At 64.7% G+C, this 17578-nt stretch carries 18 protein-coding genes and 1 tRNA gene; 5 read left to right on the top strand and 14 right to left on the bottom strand.

The annotated features are described in order from the left end of the window. Positions 1-2: 2 nt before the first annotated feature. Positions 3-560, bottom strand: coding sequence for a dTDP-4-dehydrorhamnose 3,5-epimerase (rfbC, locus tag C5689_RS07375; RefSeq protein WP_108916628.1), 558 nt, complete (start codon positions 558-560; stop codon positions 3-5). A gap of 28 nt (positions 561-588) precedes the next feature. After that, positions 589-1638 carry a dTDP-glucose 4,6-dehydratase gene (gene rfbB / locus C5689_RS07380; protein ID WP_108916685.1) on the bottom strand — a complete coding sequence of 350 codons (1050 nt, stop codon included), beginning with the start codon at positions 1636-1638 and terminating at the stop codon, positions 589-591. 410 nt (positions 1639-2048) lie between these two features. Here rfbB and C5689_RS07385 point away from each other — a divergent pair, with 410 nt between their 5' ends. Both C5689_RS07385 and C5689_RS07390 read left to right on the top strand, forming a co-directional pair. Further along, a complete protein-coding gene (locus C5689_RS07385) occupies positions 2049-3275 on the top strand; it encodes a TCR/Tet family MFS transporter (RefSeq protein WP_108916629.1) in 1227 nt (408 codons plus the stop codon). Between the two features lie 93 nt (positions 3276-3368). Next, on the top strand, positions 3369-4607 hold the full coding sequence (locus C5689_RS07390) for a M48 family metallopeptidase (protein ID WP_108916686.1): 1239 nt from the start codon (positions 3369-3371) through the stop codon (positions 4605-4607). 3 nt (positions 4608-4610) lie between these two features. Here the strand turns inward: C5689_RS07390 and phhA are convergent, their stop codons facing one another. Next, complete coding sequence (gene phhA, locus C5689_RS07395) at positions 4611-5477, bottom strand: phenylalanine 4-monooxygenase (protein WP_108916630.1); 867 nt, start codon at positions 5475-5477, stop codon at positions 4611-4613. A gap of 70 nt (positions 5478-5547) precedes the next feature. Continuing rightward, positions 5548-6915: a tryptophanase gene (locus C5689_RS07400; protein ID WP_108916631.1), complete on the bottom strand. Its 1368-nt coding sequence runs from the start codon at positions 6913-6915 to the stop codon at positions 5548-5550. A 104-nt stretch (positions 6916-7019) separates the two neighbouring features. On the opposite strand from C5689_RS07400, the gene C5689_RS07405 reads away from it, so the two are divergent. After that, the gene (locus tag C5689_RS07405; RefSeq protein WP_108916632.1) at positions 7020-7751 is read left to right on the top strand and encodes a cytochrome c biogenesis CcdA family protein; all 732 of its coding nucleotides are present in this window, start codon (positions 7020-7022) and stop codon (positions 7749-7751) included. A gap of 5 nt (positions 7752-7756) precedes the next feature. After that, the gene (locus C5689_RS07410) at positions 7757-8482 is read left to right on the top strand and encodes a class I SAM-dependent methyltransferase (protein WP_108916633.1); all 726 of its coding nucleotides are present in this window, start codon (positions 7757-7759) and stop codon (positions 8480-8482) included. Between the two features lie 266 nt (positions 8483-8748). Here C5689_RS07410 and C5689_RS07415 read toward each other — a convergent pair. The 6 genes from C5689_RS07415 to C5689_RS07440 form a co-directional block, all read right to left on the bottom strand. Then, positions 8749-8824, bottom strand: a tRNA-Lys gene (locus C5689_RS07415). Positions 8825-8944: 120 nt separating this feature from the next. Further along, positions 8945-10012, bottom strand: coding sequence for a GTPase ObgE (gene obgE / locus C5689_RS07420; RefSeq protein WP_108916634.1), 1068 nt, complete (start codon positions 10010-10012; stop codon positions 8945-8947). A 13-nt stretch (positions 10013-10025) separates the two neighbouring features. Then, complete coding sequence (locus C5689_RS07425) at positions 10026-10628, bottom strand: GNAT family N-acetyltransferase (RefSeq protein WP_108916635.1); 603 nt, start codon at positions 10626-10628, stop codon at positions 10026-10028. Positions 10629-10826: 198 nt separating this feature from the next. Continuing rightward, entirely contained in the window at positions 10827-11096 is a 270-nt protein-coding gene (gene rpmA / locus C5689_RS07430) for a 50S ribosomal protein L27 (RefSeq protein ID WP_108916636.1), read from the bottom strand. A gap of 145 nt (positions 11097-11241) precedes the next feature. After that, on the bottom strand, positions 11242-11559 hold the full coding sequence (gene rplU, locus C5689_RS07435) for a 50S ribosomal protein L21 (RefSeq protein WP_108916637.1): 318 nt from the start codon (positions 11557-11559) through the stop codon (positions 11242-11244). Between the two features lie 145 nt (positions 11560-11704). Further along, positions 11705-12094, bottom strand: coding sequence for an ArsR/SmtB family transcription factor (locus C5689_RS07440; protein ID WP_108916638.1), 390 nt, complete (start codon positions 12092-12094; stop codon positions 11705-11707). 81 nt (positions 12095-12175) lie between these two features. Between C5689_RS07440 and C5689_RS07445 the strand changes: the two genes are divergently transcribed. Further along, positions 12176-12925: a glucose 1-dehydrogenase gene (locus C5689_RS07445; protein WP_108916639.1), complete on the top strand. Its 750-nt coding sequence runs from the start codon at positions 12176-12178 to the stop codon at positions 12923-12925. Positions 12926-12983: 58 nt separating this feature from the next. On the opposite strand, the gene C5689_RS07450 is transcribed toward C5689_RS07445, so the two are convergent. The 4 genes from C5689_RS07450 to rfbF all read right to left on the bottom strand — a co-directional run bounded on the left by C5689_RS07450 (position 12984) and on the right by rfbF (position 17532). Continuing rightward, on the bottom strand, positions 12984-13481 hold the full coding sequence (locus tag C5689_RS07450) for an RNA polymerase sigma factor (protein ID WP_108916640.1): 498 nt from the start codon (positions 13479-13481) through the stop codon (positions 12984-12986). A 795-nt stretch (positions 13482-14276) separates the two neighbouring features. Further along, entirely contained in the window at positions 14277-15653 is a 1377-nt protein-coding gene (rfbH, locus tag C5689_RS07465; protein ID WP_108916643.1) for a lipopolysaccharide biosynthesis protein RfbH, read from the bottom strand. Beyond that, on the bottom strand, positions 15650-16777 hold the full coding sequence (gene rfbG, locus C5689_RS07470) for a CDP-glucose 4,6-dehydratase (protein ID WP_425293395.1): 1128 nt from the start codon (positions 16775-16777) through the stop codon (positions 15650-15652). The genes rfbH and rfbG overlap by 4 nt, the downstream gene beginning before the upstream one ends. Then, positions 16759-17532 (bottom strand): glucose-1-phosphate cytidylyltransferase, encoded by a 774-nt coding sequence (gene rfbF, locus C5689_RS07475; protein ID WP_108916644.1) that lies wholly within the window; start codon positions 17530-17532, stop codon positions 16759-16761. The genes rfbG and rfbF overlap by 19 nt, the downstream gene beginning before the upstream one ends. Between the last annotated feature and the right edge of the window lie 46 nt (positions 17533-17578).

Here is a 17578-nt window from a genome sequence, read left to right on the forward strand (position 1 = left end):
GCTCACGCGAATGTTTCGGCGAGATCGCGCAGGCGCGGCCAGCGGCGATCCTTCTCCGAAAGAATGGCGCGCTCGGGAGCGATCGGCCAGGCGATGTCGAGATCGGGATCGTCGAAGGCGAGTCCGCGATCATGCGGCGCCGAATGGAAATTCGTCACCTTGTAGAGGACCTCCGTATCGGGTTCGAGCGTGCAGAAGCCATGCGCAAAGCCTTTCGGCACGATGAGCTGGCGCCAGTCTTCGGCGGAAAGCTCGACGGCGACATGGCGTCCGTAGCTCGGCGAAGAGCGGCGAATATCGACCGCCACATCCAAAATTCGGCCGCGCGCCACTCGCACCAGCTTGTCCTGCGCGAAAGGCTCTGTCTGGAAATGCAGCCCGCGAATGACGCCGATGTCGCGTGAGAGCGAATGATTGTCCTGGACGAAGCAGAAGGACGGCAGGCCGTGTTCCTCCCATCGCCTTTGATTATAGGTCTCGGAGAAAAAGCCGCGGGCGTCGCCGAACCGATCCGGCGTGACGATCTTGACGCCTTCGAGCGCCGTGTCTTCGACCTTCATACTGTCCTCTTAGGGGCGGCGCCGGGCGTCATAGGGTGGAGCCGAGACGCTCGCCGCGATATTTGCCGGAGCGGATCGCCGACCACCACTTCTCATTGTCGAGATACCAGCGCACGGTTTTGCGCAGCCCGCTGGCGAAGCTCTCCTTGGCGCGCCAGCCGAGCTCGCGCTCGATCTTGGAGCAATCGATCGCATAGCGCAGATCATGGCCCGGCCGATCCTGCACGAAGGCGATCAACTCGCGGTGGGAGCGCACGCGGGGCCTGAGCTCATCGAGACTATCGCAGATCGCCTGCACCACCTCTATATTGCGCATCTCGGAGCGGCCGCCGACATTATAGGTCTGGCCGACGGCGCCGGCGCGCACGACGGTGAGCAGCGCCTCGGCGTGATCCTCGACATAGAGCCAGTCGCGCACATTCTCGCCGCGCCCATAGACGGGCAGGGGCTTCTCCTCCAGCGCATTGAGAATGACGAGCGGAATGAGCTTCTCCGGGAAATGATAGGGGCCGTAATTATTGGAGCAATTGGTGATTATGGTCGGCAGGCCATAGGTCTCGCGCCAGGCGCGGGCGAGATGGTCGGAGCCCGCCTTGGAGGCCGAATAGGGCGAGTTGGGCGAATAGGGCGTGTCCTCGCGAAACAATCCTTCGGCCCCGAGCGCGCCGAACACTTCATCGGTCGAGACATGCAGGAAGCGAAAATTCGCGGCCTTCGCCGCATCGAGGCGGCGCCAATAGTCGAGCGCGGCGGACAGCAGAGTGAATGTGCCGACGACATTGGTCTCGATGAAGGCGGCCGGCCCGTCGATGGAGCGATCGACATGGCTCTCGGCGGCGAGATGCATCACCGCATCGGGCTGGAAGGCGTCGAAGGCGGCGGCGACGGCGGCGCGGTCGCATATATCGGCGCGACGGAAGGAATAGCGCGGATCGCCGGCGATCGGCGCGAGCGAATCGAGATTGCCGGCGTAAGTGAGCTTGTCGAAGACGAGCAGCTCATGCGGCGTCGTCTCGATGATGCGGCGCGAGAGCGCAGAGCCGATGAAGCCGGCCCCGCCGGTGACGAGGATGCGCATCCTATCGCCCGATCCGTTCATGGCCGGCGGCGTTCGTCGCCAGGGAGAGAAAGCGAGAGGGAGGGAGAGAGCGAGAGGGAAGAGGCATTTGCGAAAAGCACCCTGTTCCTGGTCTCGAGGATTTGTCGCCCGGCCGTCGATGCTGCAAGGTCTTTCTTTTCAATCCGCGCCTATTGAAAGATCGCGACGCCGCTGTCAACTCCGGCTCGTCGCGGCGTTCCGGGAAGAGTCGGCGAATTATGTCTTTTATGCGGCTTTTCTCGTTCGGACGGCGCCCTTTCCCGGACGCCCGGTGGTTGTGGCCGTCGAGTTTGGAGTTGTTCCAGACTCCTTGCGCCGGACGGCGGTTTCGCGCTATCCCGCGATAAATCGGGCCGCGACGCATCGCCGGCCGTACAGAAGAGTAATCGATGTTTCAGCGTCCCGGCAAGGCGGCCTTCGCCTTCATTCTCGTCACCGTCGCGCTCGACATGCTGGCGCTCGGCGTGATGATTCCGGTGCTTCCCAAGCTCATCGTGGAGTTCGAGGGCGGCGATCTCAAAAGCGCCGCCGTGGCGACGGGGGTGTTCGGTTTCGCCTGGGCCTTGATGCAATTCCTGTTTCAGCCCGTGCTCGGCGCGCTGTCCGATCGTTTCGGCCGTCGGCCGGTGGTGCTCTTGTCCAACCTCGGCATGGGACTCGATTACGTGTTCATGGCGCTGGCGCCATCCTTGTCCTTCCTCTTCGTCGGCCGGCTGATATCGGGCGTGACGGCGGCGAGCGTCTCGACGGCGACGGCCTATATCGCGGACATCACCGAGCCGGAGAAGCGCGCCGGCCGATTCGGCATGATCGGCGCGGCTTTCGGCGTCGGCTTCATCCTCGGCCCGGCGCTCGGCGGCGTGCTCGGCAATCATGATTTGCGCTATCCCTTCTGGGCGGCGGCGGCGCTGAGCCTGCTCAATGCGGCCTATGGCTATTTCATCCTGCCGGAATCGCTTGCGCCGGAGAAGCGCGCCGGCGCCGTCCTTTGGCGCAGCGCCAATGTGCTGGGCTCGCTCGATTTTCTGCGTCGCGACCGCTCGCTGGCTCTGCTCGCCGTCGCGATTTTCCTCTCCTATCTCGCGCATGAATCGCTGCCGAGCCTCTTCGTGCTCTACACCGAATATCGCTACCATTGGGACGCCGAGACGACCGGCTGGGCGCTGGCCATCGTCGGCGTGTCGCAGACGGTGGTGTCCGGCGGGCTGGTGCGGCCGGCCGTCAAGCGCTTCGGCGAGCGCGCGACGCTGGTCGTCGCTCTGGCGGCGGGCGCGCTCGGCTTCGCGGCCTACGCCTTCGCGCCCACGGGCGGGATCTTCATGGCGGCGCCGCCGCTCATCGCCCTCTGGGCCATGGCCAATCCGGCCTTTCAGGGCCTCGCCACGCGCTTCGCCTCGGCCTCGGAGCAAGGGCGGCTGCAAGGCGCGCTGTCGAGCCTGCGCGGCGTCTCCGGCATGGTCGGGCCGTTGTTCTTCACGCAGATTCTCTCCCTTTCGATCGGCGCCGGCGGCTTTCCGGGGGCGGGCTATTTCGTCGCGGCGCTGCTGCTCGCGGCGAGCCTTTTCGTGGCGCGCAGCGCCGTGAGCGCCGCCGTGGCCGATCCCGCTTCCGTCTGAATCGAGATGGCGGTTCGACGTCGCAATCCGCCGCGCGGCCGCTTATATTGACGGCGCGCGCGGACCTCTCGGCCGGCGCGTCGGGAGATGTGCATGAGCTTCGTCGCAGCGGTCGTCTATTTCGCCCTTCTCGCTTCGGCGGGCCTCGGCGTCTATCTGAAAGCGCGCCAGAGCCGCGCCGCCAGCGCCGATCGCGAGACGCCGCCCACTGAATTCGCCGCCGCCGTCACCATGGAGGAGCATCGCCGCGCCGCCGATTACACGGTCGCGCGGATGCGGCTCTCCGTCGGCGAGACTTTGATCGACGCGGCGATCTCCGTCGCCTGGCTCGCCCTTATGCTCGGCCCGCTCTATGCGCTGCTCGCGCAATTCATCGCGCCGGGGCTGACGCTCAGCGTCGCCGTCGTCGTTACGGTGGCGATCGTCGATCATCTGCTGCGCCTGCCATTGTCGCTGGTCGAGACATTCGGCCTCGAGGCGCGCTTCGGCTTCAATCGCACGAAGCCTTCCATGTTCCTCCTCGACGAGGCGAAGGGCGCGGCGCTGTGGCTGCTGTTCTTCATTCCCTTGCTCTATGGGCTGTTCTTCGCGGCGCGTTTCTCGCCCGATTATTGGTGGCTGGCCGGCTTCGTCGCTGCGATGGCGCTGCTGCTGGCCATGACGGTGATCTACCCTTCCGTCATCGCGCCAATGTTCAACCAGTTCACGCCGCTCGAGGATGCGGCGCTGAAGGCGCGCATGGAGGAGCTGCTGGCGCGCTGCGGATTTCAGTCGGGCGGGCTCTTTGTGATGGACGCCTCGACGCGCTCCACTCATGGCAACGCCTATTTTTCCGGCTTCGGCAAGGCGAAGCGCATCGTCTTCTTCGACACACTGCTGCGCAAGCACAGCGCGGACGAGATACTCGCCATTCTCGCTCATGAGCTCGGCCATTATAAATTCGGCCATGTGCGGCAGCGGATTTTCCAGGCGGCGGGCTTTCTCTTCATCGGCTTCGCGGCGCTGCATCTCGCCTTCGAGCGCGGGCTCGGCGGCGTCTTCGGGCTGCCGAATGATCCGGGGATCATTCTCGTCATCGCGCTGACGGCCGCCGCGCCCATTCTGCATCTTCTGTCGCCGCTCACCAATTTCCTGTCGCGCCGGGCGGAGTTCGAGGCCGACGGCTTCGCCAAATCCATTTATGGCAAGGAGCCGATGGTGAGCGCGATCACCAAGCTCTCGCGCGACAATCTCGCGACGCTGACGCCGGACCGGCTCTATGCGCTGTTCTATTACTCGCATCCGCCGGCGCCGATCCGCATCGCCGCGCTGCAGGAGGCGAGGGGCGCCTGACCGTTAGGCGGCGTGCGCCTCGCCGCGAAAATAATGGAAATCGCCGCGCGTGATCAGCGCATCGCCGGGCGCGATCTCATGCGGCGCGAGATCGGCCTCTGACCGCAGACTGTCGTAGATGGGGCCGAAATCGCGATAGCAGGCCTCGAGCAGGCGCTCGAATCCATCGACGACGAAATAGCACTGCTGAAAATCATCGATGATGTAATTGGTGCGCATCACCCGCTCGAGATCGAAGCCGATGCGATTGGGCGAGAAATCCTCGAGCGAGAAGACCGTCTCCGCCGGCGAGGAGAGGATGCCGGCGCCGAAGATGCGCAGCCCCGCAGGCGTCGCCAGCAGCCCGAACTCCACCGTATACCAATAGAGCCGCGCCAGATTGGCGAGCTGGCCGCGCGCCAGCGCCCGCCGTCCGCCCTCGCCATAGGCCTGCAGAAAGCGCGCATAGACGGGATTCGCCAGCAGCGGCACATGGCCGAAGATGTCATGGAAGACGTCCGGCTCCTCGAGATAATCGAGCTCCTCCTCCGGGCGAATGAAGGCGCCGGCGGGAAAGCGTCGATTGGCGAGATGCTCGAAAAAGACGTCGTCGGGAACGAGGCCGGCGACCGGAACGACCCGCCAGCCGGTGAGCGCGGAAAGGCGCGCGCTCAGCACGTCGAAATCGGGAACGCCAGCGGGCGCGAGCGCGAGCGCGTCCATGGCGGCGAGATATTCGTCGCAGGCGCGGCCGGGCAGAAGCGTGGCCTGGCGGGTGTAGAGCCGGCTCCAGCGATCATGCTCGGCTGCGCTATAGGAGGGCCAATTCTGCTCGATCGTCCAATCGTCGCGGCGGGGCGCGTCGGCGTAGCGGTTCTTGCCCTTCTCCATAGCGGCCCTCCTTCAGCGAAAGCCGGGTTCCCGAAATAGATAGGCGCGCGCCGGCCGCCCGCAAAGCCGCTCACCCCGGCGCGAAATGCGCGGTGAAATGGCGCAGGAAGGGCGCCTGCCGTACGATGCGGAAGGGCGGGATCGCGGCGCGCTCGCGGAATACGTTCTCGATCGCCTCGATCACGTAATCGAAATGGCTCTGCGTGTAGACGCGGCGCGGAAAGGCGAGGCGCACCAATTCGCGCGGCGCCGGCGTCTCCGTTCCGTCTTCCGCGCAGCGGCCGAACATCACACTGCCCAATTCGACGCCGCGCACGCCGCCCTCGAGGTAGAGCGCAGTGGTGAGGCCGACGCCCGGAAAATCCTTCGCCGAAAGATGCGGGCAAAAGCCCGCGGCGTCGATGAACACCGCATGTCCGCCGGCCGGCCGCACGATCGGAACGCCGCGCGTGATGAGGCGGGAAGCGAGATATTCCACCGTCGCATGACGATAGCGCTGGTATTCCTCCTCCAGCGCCTCCTCGAGCCCGACGGCGATCGCCTCGAGATCGCGGCCCGCGAGTCCGCCGTAAGTAGGAAATCCCTCCGTCAATATCAGCAGATTACGAAAATCCTCCGCCCAGCGATCGTCATTGCAGGCGAAGAATCCGCCGATATTGGCGAGCCCGTCCTTCTTGGCGCTCATCGTCGCGCCGTCGCAGAGCGAGAACATTTCGCGCGCTATGTCGATGAGCGAATGATCGGCGTAACCTTCTTCCCATAGCTTGATGAAATAGGCGTTCTCGGCGAAGCGGCAGGCGTCGAGCACGAGCGGTATTCCTTGCTTTGCGAGCAAGGCCTTTGCGGCGCGAATATTGCCGAGCGAGACGGGCTGTCCGCCGCCGGTGTTGTTGGTCGCGGTGATCATGCAGAAGGGAATTGTCTTCCTCTCGCGCGCGATGACGCGCTCCAGCGCCGTGAGGTCTATGTCGCCTTTGAAACGCGTCTCCGCATGAATATCGCCGGCTTTCGGGCTCGGCAGGTCGAGCGCCGTCGCGCCGACATATTCGATATTGGCGCGCGTCGTGTCGAAATGGCTGTTGTTGGGGACGATATCGCCGCGCTTCAGCCGCGTCGCGGCGAGAATGCGCTCCGCCGCGCGGCCTTGATGCGTAGGAAAAATATGCTTGAAACCCGTGATGTTGCGAATGGTCTTCTCGAAGCGGCGCCAAGACCTGCTTCCCGCATAGCTCTCGTCGCCCATCATCAGCGCGGCCCATTGCCGATCCGACATGGCGCCTGTGCCGCTGTCGGTCAGAAGATCGATGGTTATGTCTTCCGCATCGAGCAGAAAAACATTGTAATGCGCGGCCTTCAATCGCTCCTCGCGGTTTTCCCGCGTAGTGATCGGCAGCGCTTCGGTCATTTTGATGCGGAAGGGCTCGATGATGGTGCGCATGTTTCCGCCTCCTTCATCGTGCGAAGATAGGGCGCGGCGAGGACGCCGCTTTGCGTAACCTCGCCGGCTGTGGCAAAAGCGTCGGTGCGACAAGAGGAGACCTCATGGCGGCCGACGTCACTTATCCAGCCGCTGCTGCGGCGGGCGTGCTCTCTTTTCTCAGCCCTTGCGTGCTGCCATTGGTGCCGCCCTATCTCACCTTCATCGCGGGCGCGAGCCTCGAGGAGCTGACCCACGCCGGCAAATCGCGCGCGCGGCGCGACGTGCTCATCGCCTCGCTTCTGTTCGTCGCCGGCTTCTCGACGGTCTTCGTCGCGCTGGGCGCGACGGCGAGCGTGTTCGGCAAGGTGCTGCGCGCCAATCTGGAAATTTTGTCGATCGCCGCCGGCGTCGCCATCATCCTCATGGGCCTGCACTTCCTCGGCGTGTTCAAGATCGGCCTGCTCTATCGCGAGAAGCGCCTCGAGGTCGGCCGTCCGGTCGGGCGCCTCGGCGCCTATGTCATGGGCCTCGCCTTCGCCTTCGGCTGGACGCCCTGCATCGGGCCGATTCTCGCGGCCATTCTCGCCGTCGCCGGCTCGCAGGAGACGGTCGGCAAAGGCGCCGCTCTGCTCGGCGTCTATTCCGCCGGCCTCGGCCTTCCCTTCCTCGCCGCCGCGGCGGCGATGGGGCCTTTCATGGGCTTCATGCAGAAGTTCAAGAAGCATTTCGGCAAGGTGGAGAAGGTCGTCGGCGCGCTGCTGGTGCTCACGGGACTCGCCTTCCTCACCGGCGGGATGCAGAGCTTCTCCTTCTGGCTGCTGCAGACCTTTCCGGGTCTCGCGAATTTCGGGTGATCGCTATGTCTCAGCGCATCGATGAAAATCTCTTCACCGGACCGATCGGCGCCGAATATCGGATGCTCGAGCTCATCTGCCCCAATGCGGCGCTGCTCGCCCGCCGTGTGGCGGAGCGCGTCGCGCATTGGCGCGAGGGTGAAGCGCTCGAGGTATTGGAGATCGGCTGCGGCACGGGCGTGAGCACGCTTCCCTTGCTCGCGGGACGCGACGATCTCCATGTCACCGCAATCGACAGCGCCGCCAAAATGCTGGATCAGGCGCGCTCTCACCTCGCCGATTTCGTCGCCGCCGGCCGCCTGCAATTCGTCGAGGCCGACGCGCTCGCCTATCTTCGCGGCCTGCCCGAGGCGAGCGTCGACGTCGTCTCCTCCAATTACGCCGTGCATAATTTCCTCGACGATTATCGTCGGGAATTTCTCGCCGAGATTTCCCGCGTGCTGAAGCCGGGCGGCATTTTCGTCAATGGCGACCGCTATGCGATGGACGACCGCGCCGCGCATCTCTCCGCGACGCAGGCGGAGGTGCGCAGCTGGTTCCAGAAGTTCGGGACGATCGGCCGCTATGATCTGCTCGAGGATTGGATCGCGCATCTCTTCAGCGACGAATCGCCCGAGCATGTGATGTATCTGGCGCCGGCGCTGGAGCGCATGACGGCGGCAGGCTTCGCCGATGTTCGCGTCGAATATCGCGAAGGCGTGGACACGCTGCTGACCGCGGTCAAGCCGTAACGGGTCCCAGAAAAGAAAAACGCCGGACGTACCTCCGGCCCGGCGTTAGAGCCCGCGACGGCATGTAGCCATCGTTTGCTCTTCGATAGAGCTAGCGCCGCGCCATGACCAGACAATGACAAGAGCGCGGCAATCCTGTGATTGTCGCGCGCGAGTTCTGCCGTGGTCGGCCAGGGTGAAGCGCGGCCGAGGCGGCTGTGCGCTGATAATGCAAAGATCACGCTCTTGCGAGTCTGTCGCCAGGCCGATATCGGCTTTGAGTTTATTGGTGGGCGCACAAGGGCTCGAACCTTGGACCCGCTGATTAAGAGTCAGCTGCTCTACCAACTGAGCTATGCGCCCGTCCGTCGCTTCGGCTGGCGCCGAATGAGCGGAACGAGGTGGCAAATACCCAATGACGTCGCTCATGTCCAGCGCTGAAAAGAAAAAATCGTCACATTTCTGTTTCGATCTCTCTTCGCCTCACGGCCGCCATTCCGGCGCGGGCTCGGCCGCCGTCGCTTCCTCATGCGCGGCTGTCTCCTTGGCGGCCGCCAGGGCGCGTAGAGCCGCCGTCACGCCTTCGCTGGTGGCGGAGGACAGCAGCAGCAGGGTAGGGCGCTCGGCGGCCCCCGCAGGGCCGGCGGAGGCCATTGCGCGTTTGAGGCGCTCTTTCTGCTTCTTCAAATGCTCGGGCTCGGCGGCGTCGATCTTCGACAGTGCGACGATCTCGCGCTTCTCGTCGAGCTCCGCGCCATAGGCGGCGAGCTCGCGGCGGACGATCTTGTAATCCTTGCCGGCGTGCTCGCCGGTTGCGTCGACGAGATGCAGCAGCGCGCGGCAGCGCTCCACATGGCCGAGGAAGCGGTCGCCGAGCCCATGTCCGTCATGCGCGCCCTCTATGAGGCCGGGAATGTCGGCGAGCACGAATTCGCGATCGTCCACCCGCACCACGCCGAGGCCCGGATGCAAAGTGGTGAAAGGATAATCGGCGATCTTGGGCTTGGCGGCGCTGACCGTGGCCAGAAAGGTCGATTTGCCGGCGTTGGGCAGGCCGATCAGCCCGGCGTCGGCAATCAGCTTCAGCCGCAGGATGAGCGTGCGCTCTATCCCTTCCAGGCCGGGATTGGCGCGGCGCGGGGCTCTGTTCGTCGAGGTGGTGAAATGCAGATTGCCGAAGCCGCCATTGCCGCCGCGCGCGATGACGGCGGTCTGTCCGACTTCGGTCAGATCGGCGATCAGCGTCTCGCCGTCCTCCTCGAGAATCTGCGTGCCGGCGGGCACTTTCAGCACCGCGTCGGCGCCCTTGGCGCCATGGCGGTTCTTGCCCATGCCATGGACGCCGGTCTTGGCCTTGAAATGCTGCTGATAGCGGTAGTCGATGAGCGTGTTGAGCCCATCGACGCAGATCGCCACCACATCGCCGCCGCGGCCGCCATCGCCGCCGTCCGGCCCGCCGAACTCGATGAATTTTTCGCGACGGAAGGAGACGCAGCCGGCTCCGCCATCGCCCGAGCGCACGTAGATTTTCGCCTGATCCAGGAATTTCATGACTGTTTCGAGCTCATGTCGCTTGCAGCTTCGGGCGCTTGGCGCCGAAGCTCGTCGGAATGGCGCCGCGGCGCAGGTCGAAAAGCTCCACATCGACCTCGCCGCCGCGCGCCGGCGCCGGGAATTTGCCCTGTCCCGCGCGGGTGAAGCCCAGCTTCTCATGCACCCGCAGCGAGGCGGCGTTGCTCGGCAGCGCGCTGGAGACGATTCGCTCCAGCCCGGTCATGCCGAACACCATATCGATGAAGGCGCCCGCCGCTTCGCTCATCAATCCGCGTCCCCAATAGGGCCGTCCCAGCCAGAAGCCGATCATGCCCGTCCCGCGCGCATTCGCCCCATGCACGCCGATCACGCCGATCGCCTCGTCCGCCTGGCGCTTCTGCGTCAAGGCGAGGGTGAGGCCGGCGCCGCTGGCGTTCTCCGCGCGCGCGGAGAGAATGAAGCTTTCCGCGTGATAGGACTCATATGGGTGCGGAATCCGCGCCGTCCTCAGGGCGACCTCGGGATCGCCGGCCAGACGGCAGATCGAGCCCTGATCGGCGGCGCGCGGCCAGCGCAGCCACAGTCTCGGGGTCTCCAATCTGAAAATATCGTCGCGGGCAATTTCCGGAAACATCCGAGGCTCCATGGCGGCCGAGTGCGAAAAGAGGCCGAAAAATGACGAAGGGGAAGCGGCGTTCCGCTTCCCCTATCGACCCTTTGAGGCCTTTTTCCGGATTTTGCGCCTGGAGCGTCGCCTTTAAATCGCGAAAGCTCGAGGACCAAATCCGCCGGGGATCGAAACGCCGGCGGAAGGTCCTCGTAGAGCCTCCGCCTATTCGGCGGCCGCGGCCGCCGGCTCGACGACCGCTACCGAAGCGCGGCCGCCGCTGGATTTGAACAGGACCACGCCGTCGACGAGCGCGAACAGCGTGTGATCCTTGCCCATGCCGACATTGCGGCCAGGATGCCATTTCGTGCCGCGCTGGCGCACGATGATGTTGCCGCTGATCACGGCCTCGCCGCCGAACTTCTTCACGCCGAGACGGCGACCGTCGGAGTCGCGACCGTTGCGCGACGAGCCGCCCGCTTTCTTGTGAGCCATTGTTTCCGCTCCTCAAAATTTCACGCCGAGCCGGCGCCCGCCGCTCGGGGGGACCGCGCGAGGCGGCCGCTGAATTGCTGCGCGCGCCGAACGCGCGGCGCGCATGGGTTCTTCTATACGCCGCCGGGCGGTTTACGCCAAACTCTCAGGCGCCGGCCTCGATGCCGGTGATGCGCACGATCGTCAGATCCTGGCGATGGCCGCGCTTGCGCTTGGAGTTCTGGCGGCGGCGCTTCTTGAAGGAGAGCGTCTTGGGGCTGCGGGCCTGCTCGGCGATCTCGCCGGTGACGCTCGCGCCGGCGACCAGCGGCGCGCCGATCTTGGCGGAGCCTTCGGCCCCGACGAACAGCACCTCGTCGAAGGTGATCTTGTCGCCCGCGGCGCCCTCGAGGGCCATGACGGTTATCGTGTCTCCGGCGGTGACGCTATATTGCTTCCCGCCGGTCTTGATGACTGCGAACATCTCTTTTTCCTGTGTTCGTTCCGGCTCTGGCGACGATGCGCCGGCCGGCTTTTTGGCAGTTGACCGGTTTTGCTCCGCTCCTCGCGCCGAAGCGTCGACACAAAAAGAAATCGCGGCGAAACCGCCGCGACGAAGCGGGAAAGCCCTAGACGGGCGCGGCGTCTTTGTCAATCGCCGTTCGGGGCGCCGATTCGGCCGCGGCCTCGATCTTCTGCCGCTCATAGGCGGAGATGATCGACTGCACCATGGGGCCGAAGCGCTCGGCGAGCTCTGCGCAGCGAGTCGAATTGATCAGCTCCACGCCGCGGCGCTCGCTGCGGATGAGCCCGGCCTCCCGCAATATGCGGAAATGCTGCGAGAGCGTCGATTTGGCGAGCGGCGCCTGCTCGAGAACATTCAGGAATTGCGAGCAGTTCTGCGCGCATTCCGACGCCGCCAGCCGGGTGAATATCTGCACCCGCACAGGGTCGGCCAGGGCGTAGAGAATCCCCTCGACTGTGATCTCTTCCGGCCGCGGATGGTGGAGCTTTCTCATGCGCCACGCTAGCACGATTGACATTCATTCAGTAGTTCCGTATTACTGAACTAATGAATTTAGTGCGAAAGGAGCGCGAGCATGGGTCGTCTTTCAGGAAAAATCGCGGTCGTCACCGGCGGCAACAGCGGCATAGGCCTCGCCACGGCGGAACTCTTCGCCAAGGAGGGCGCGCAGGTCGTCGTCACCGGCCGGCGGAAGGCGGAGCTCGACGCGGCGGTCGCTCGCATCGGCACGAGCGCCGTCGGCGTGCAGGGGGATGTTTCGTCGCTCGAAGATCTCGATCGGCTCTACGCCGAGGTGAAGGAGCGCTTCGGCCGCATCGACATTCTCTTCGCCAATGCCGGAGTCGTCCGTCTCGCGCCGATCGAAGCGGTGAACGAGGCCTTCTTCGACCACATGTTCGACATCAACGTCAAAGGCCTGCTGTTCACCGTGCAGAAGGCGCTGCCGTTGTTTTCCGAGGGTGGCGCGATCGTGCTCAACTCGTCGATCGCCAATACGGTGGGCACGCCTGGATTCGGCGTCTATTCGGCGACGAAGGCGGCCGTGCGCTCCTTCGCCCGCACTTGGACGGCCGAGCTGAAAGACCGCAAGATTCGCGTCAACGTCGTGAGCCCCGGCCCGATCGAGACGCCGATCTTCGACACAATGGGCCTCTCCGAGCAGCAGCACGATGAATTGGCGGGGCAGTTGGAGACCAGCGTTCCGCTCGGCCGCTTCGGCAAATCGGAGGAGGTGGCGGAGGCCGTTCTGTTCCTGGCCTCCAGCGCGAGCAGCTATGTCGCCGGCGTCGATCTCTATGTCGATGGCGGCATGGTGGCCGTCTGATCGATCATGACAATTCGCCGCCGCGCGATCGGATCACGATCGGCGGCGGCTTTTTCGTTCAAAGACCGAAATCGCGCCTTATCTCGTCGATCGCCCTTGCGAGATGACGCTCCACCGTTCGCACCGATACGCCGACGCGCGCCGAAATCTCGGCGCTGGTCAAATGCTCGAGGCGCTTCAGCAGAAAAATCTCTCGATGCAGCGGCTGCAGGCGCGCGAGCGCGGCGCGCAGCTTCTGATGTTCCATCAGCGTGGCGATGGCGTCGCCGGACGGGGATTGCTCGGGAGGAGGCGCGGCGTGCGCGGTCTCTTCCACAAAGCGCGAACGAATGCGGTCCCGGCGTATGGCGTCGACCGAGAGATTGGCGGCGATGCGGAAGAGATACGCGCGCGGACTTTCGAGATTGGCGATATCGACGCGCTCCAGCGCGTGGAGATAAATGTCCTGCACAATGTCTTCCGACTCTTGCGCGCCGACGCGCCGGCGCGCGAAGCGGCGCAGAGCGGGGGCGTAATCCTGATAGAGCGCGTCCAGCTCTTTCGTCGAGGAGGTCATTTTGCGCCCTCCTTCGTCTCGATGCGAGAAAGCAGGGCGGCGACGCCCGCGCGAGGCTCCGGTTTCGGCATTTGCAACCTCTTTTTCGAGCTCCTCGGAGCTCCCGTCGTTTCTTGAAAAAAGGCGAAGTTCGGCGCTGCGCGCGAAAGATCTCGCGCGCGAAAAAATCTCGGAACGCGCATCGGTGTCCGCTGGACGCGACGCGGACGGCGTCACGTCTCGGCAGGCTGCGGCTCGCGAGGGGAGACGAGAATGTCTTGCGGGAAGATCAGAGCGCGGCGGGCGGACCGCGTGCGACAAAGCCGAGGCCCGTTACGCGCGGGCGTATCCTCGTTTCGCCGGGCCGGCGCGAGGAGGAGAGCATCGAATGCGGGTAGGAAAGGATGTGTGAGGAGGCTGCCTCGAGATATGCGGAGCTATGAGCCGAGCAGCCGAGCGCGCAACATTGGAGCGTTCGGCAATGTCGATCGTGAGGCGAGCCGCCGCCCATCTCGCTCGATTGGCAGAGCGAAGCGACGGAGAGAGTGGGTTCGGCGAAGGCCGAAGCGCCGAGATAGGGCAGGGATTGAAGGATGATGACGCAGAGCAGGAGCGCGAGGCTTCCCGAAATGCGGCGAGTCACGAATGATCGGCCGAACATCCACTGCATGAAAAGAGGATATAACATCGGCGCCACCCGTACGCAATCAATACGTGTGTTATGATATTTACAAACTACAATCGAATTGCGTCGCCGCTGCGACAATTCCGCCGAAGCTGGCGCCGGCTCGATGAAAATGCGCAACGCGACGTGCGTCAGGCGGCGCGCCAGCGTCCGGAATCGGCGAGGAATTCGCCGATCGACTCCGCGACATAGGCGATATGCGCCTCTGTGAGGCCCGGATAGACGCCCACCCAGAAAGTGCGGCGCATGATGACATCGGTGGCGGAAAGCGCGCCGGCGACGCGATGCGGGCGGTGCTTCATATAAGGCTGGCGCAAGAGATTGCCGCCGAACAGCAGCCGCGAGCCGATGCGCCGCTCGGCGAGATGCTGCAGCAGCGCCTCGCGTCCAAAAGGCGCATTCTCACGCAGCGTCAGCGCGAAGCCGAACCAGGACGGATCGCTGCGCGGCGTCGCCTCGGGCAGCAGGAAAATATCCTCATAGGGGCGCAGCGCCTCTTTCAGCAGCGCGAAATTGCGCTTGCGCGCTTCGATGAAGCCCGGCAGCCGATCCATCTGCGCCAGCGCGACGGCGGCCTGCATATCGGTGATCTTCAGATTATAGCCGAGATGCTGATAGACATATTTGTGATCATAGCCGAAGGGCAGATCGCCCGATTGCCACTCATAGCGCTTCTTGCAAGTGTCGTCCTTGCCGGGCGCGCACCAGCAGTCGCGGCCCCAGTCCCGAAAAGATTCGACGCTGCGGCGCAGCACGGAGCGCGAGGTGAACACCGCGCCGCCTTCGCCCATCGTAATGTGATGCGCCGGGTAGAAGCTGAGCGTGCCTATGTCGCCGAATGTGCCGACCTGGCGCCCGTCATAGAGCGAGCCGAGCGCGTCGCAGCAATCCTCGACCAGCCACAGGCCATATTTTTCGGCGATGCGCGTCACCTCGGCGAGATCGAACGGATTGCCGAGCGTATGGGCGATCATTATGGCGCGCGTGCGCGGCGAGATCGCCGCCTCTATGAGATCGGCGCGGATATTATAGGTCGGTATGTCGACATCCACGAACACCGGCGTCATCCCATTCTGCAAAATGGGATTGAGCGTCGTCGGAAAGCCGGCGGCGACGGTGATGACCTCGTCGCCGGGCTGAAGCGCGCGCTCCTTCAGCAGCGGCGAGGTCAGCGCGGTGAGCGCCAGAAGATTGGCCGAGGAGCCGGAATTGGCGGTCAACGCATGTCGGACGCCGATGAACTCCTCCAGAGCCTTTTCGAAAGCCGCATTGAAGCGCCCGGTGGTGAGCCAGAAATCCAGCGCCGAATCGACGAGCGTCTGCATCTCGCTTGCGCCATAGACCTTGCCGGAGACCGGAACGGCGGAGGCGCCGGGACGAAACTCCGGCGTCGCATGGGCGATCTCGGCATAGCGGCCGACGAGCGCCAAAATCTGCTCGCGCAGCGCTTCTTTCTCATCCGCTGTGTCGGCGGCGGCGTGCGAGGCGGCGGCTGCGGGCGGGGTCATATCATTGCTCCGGGCGTGCTCGCGCCGTGCTCGGCGGCGTCCATGCGTCTCTCATAGGCGTCGATCTGGGCGAGCGATGTGGTCGCCACATCCTCGCCGCAACGGCGGCGCGCGTCCCAATCGACGATCGCCTCCAGCGCCTCGAAGATCGACCATTGCGGGCGCCAGCCGAGCCGGCTGCGCGCCTTGGCGGAATCGAGCTTCAGCAAATGCGCCTCATGCGGCTCGTCGCCGCCGCTCTTCATCCAGCCGGCGCCGTCGCCATAGGCGCGGCAGAGCGCATCGGCGATCTCTCCCACTGTGCGCTCGCCGGCTGGATCGGGACCAAAATTCCAGGCTTCCGCGAAGGGTGCGCCATCGTTCCACAGGCGCTCGGCGAGCGTCAGATAGCCGGCGAGCGGCTCCAGCACATGCTGCCAGGGCCGTACCGCGCGCGGAAAGCGTATGGCTGCCGTCTCGCCGCGCTCCAGCGCGCGCAAAATATCGGGCACGAGCCGATCCGCCGCCCAATCGCCGCCGCCGATGACATTTCCGGCGCGGGCCGTGGCCAAAGCGGCGCCGCGTGTGGGGTGATCGGGCGTTGCGAAATAGGAATTGCGGAAGGAGGCGGCGACGAGCTCCGCGCAGCCTTTGCTGGCGCTATAGGGATCGAAGCCGCCCATCGCCTCGTTTTCGCGATAGGCCCAGGGCCATTCGCGATTCTCATAGCATTTGTCGCTGGTGACGATGACGATGGCGCGCGCCGACGGCGCGCCGCGCAGCGCTTCGAGCAGATGCGCCGTGCCGAGGGCGTTGACCTCGAAGGTCTCGATCGGATTGGCGTAGGAGTAGCGCACGAGCGGCTGCGCCGCGAGATGGAAGACGATCTGCGGCTCGAACTCCCGCACGGCGCGCGCGAGCCGCTCGGCGTCGCGAATATCGCCGATGACGCTCTCCATCTTCTGGTCGAGGCGCGCCAGCGCGAAAAGGCTGGGCTCGGTCGGCGGCGCCAGCGCATAGCCCGCGATATTCGCGCCGAGGCGCGTGAGCCATAAGGAGAGCCAGCCGCCCTTGAAGCCGGTGTGTCCGGTGACGAGGACGCGCTTGCCGGCCCAGAGGGAGGCGTTCACGCCCAGACCTTCCAGGGCGCTTCGCCGCCGCTCCACAATTGCTCGAGGAAACGCTTGTCGCGCAGCGTGTCCATGCATTGCCAGAAGCCGTCGTGGCGATAGGCGCGCAGCTGCCCGTCGGCGGCGATGCGGGTCAGCGGCTGCTGCTCGAGCGCGGTCGAATCGCCGTCGATATAATCGAGCGCCTTCTTCCACATCACGAAGAAGCCGCCGTTGATCCAGCCGCCGTCGCCGCGCGGCTTTTCATCGAAAGAGCGAATGTCGTCGCCATCCATGGTGACGGCGCCGAAGCGGCCGGGCGGACGCACGACCGTCATGGTCGCGAGCCGGCCATGGGCGAGGTGATAGTCGATCTCGCCCGCTATATCGATATCGGCGACGCCATCGCCATAGGTGAGGCAGAAGGGCTCGTTGTCCGGCAGATAATCGGCGATGCGCTTCAGGCGCCCGCCGGTCATCGTCTCTATGCCCGTGTCGACCAGCGTGATCCGCCAGGGCTCGGCCATCTTGTTGTGGACGATGGTCTTGTTCTCGGCGAGGTCGAAGGTGACGTCGCTCATATGCAGGAAGTAGTTGGTGAAATAATCCTTGATGAAATAGCCTCTATAGCCGAGGCAGACGATGAACTCGTTGACCCCGTGCTGCGAGTAGATTTTCATTATGTGCCACAGGATCGGCTTGCCGCCGATCTCGATCATGGGCTTGGGGCGATTGTCGGTCTCCTCGCTGAGGCGCGTGCCGAGACCGCCTGCGAATATTACGGCCTTCACGCGCGGTCTCCTCGAGAATGCGAGGGCGCTCCTCGGCGAATCGGGA

It is taken from the genome of Methylosinus sporium (assembly GCF_003113265.1).
Taxonomy (GTDB): Bacteria; Pseudomonadota; Alphaproteobacteria; order Rhizobiales; family Beijerinckiaceae; genus Methylosinus; species Methylosinus sporium.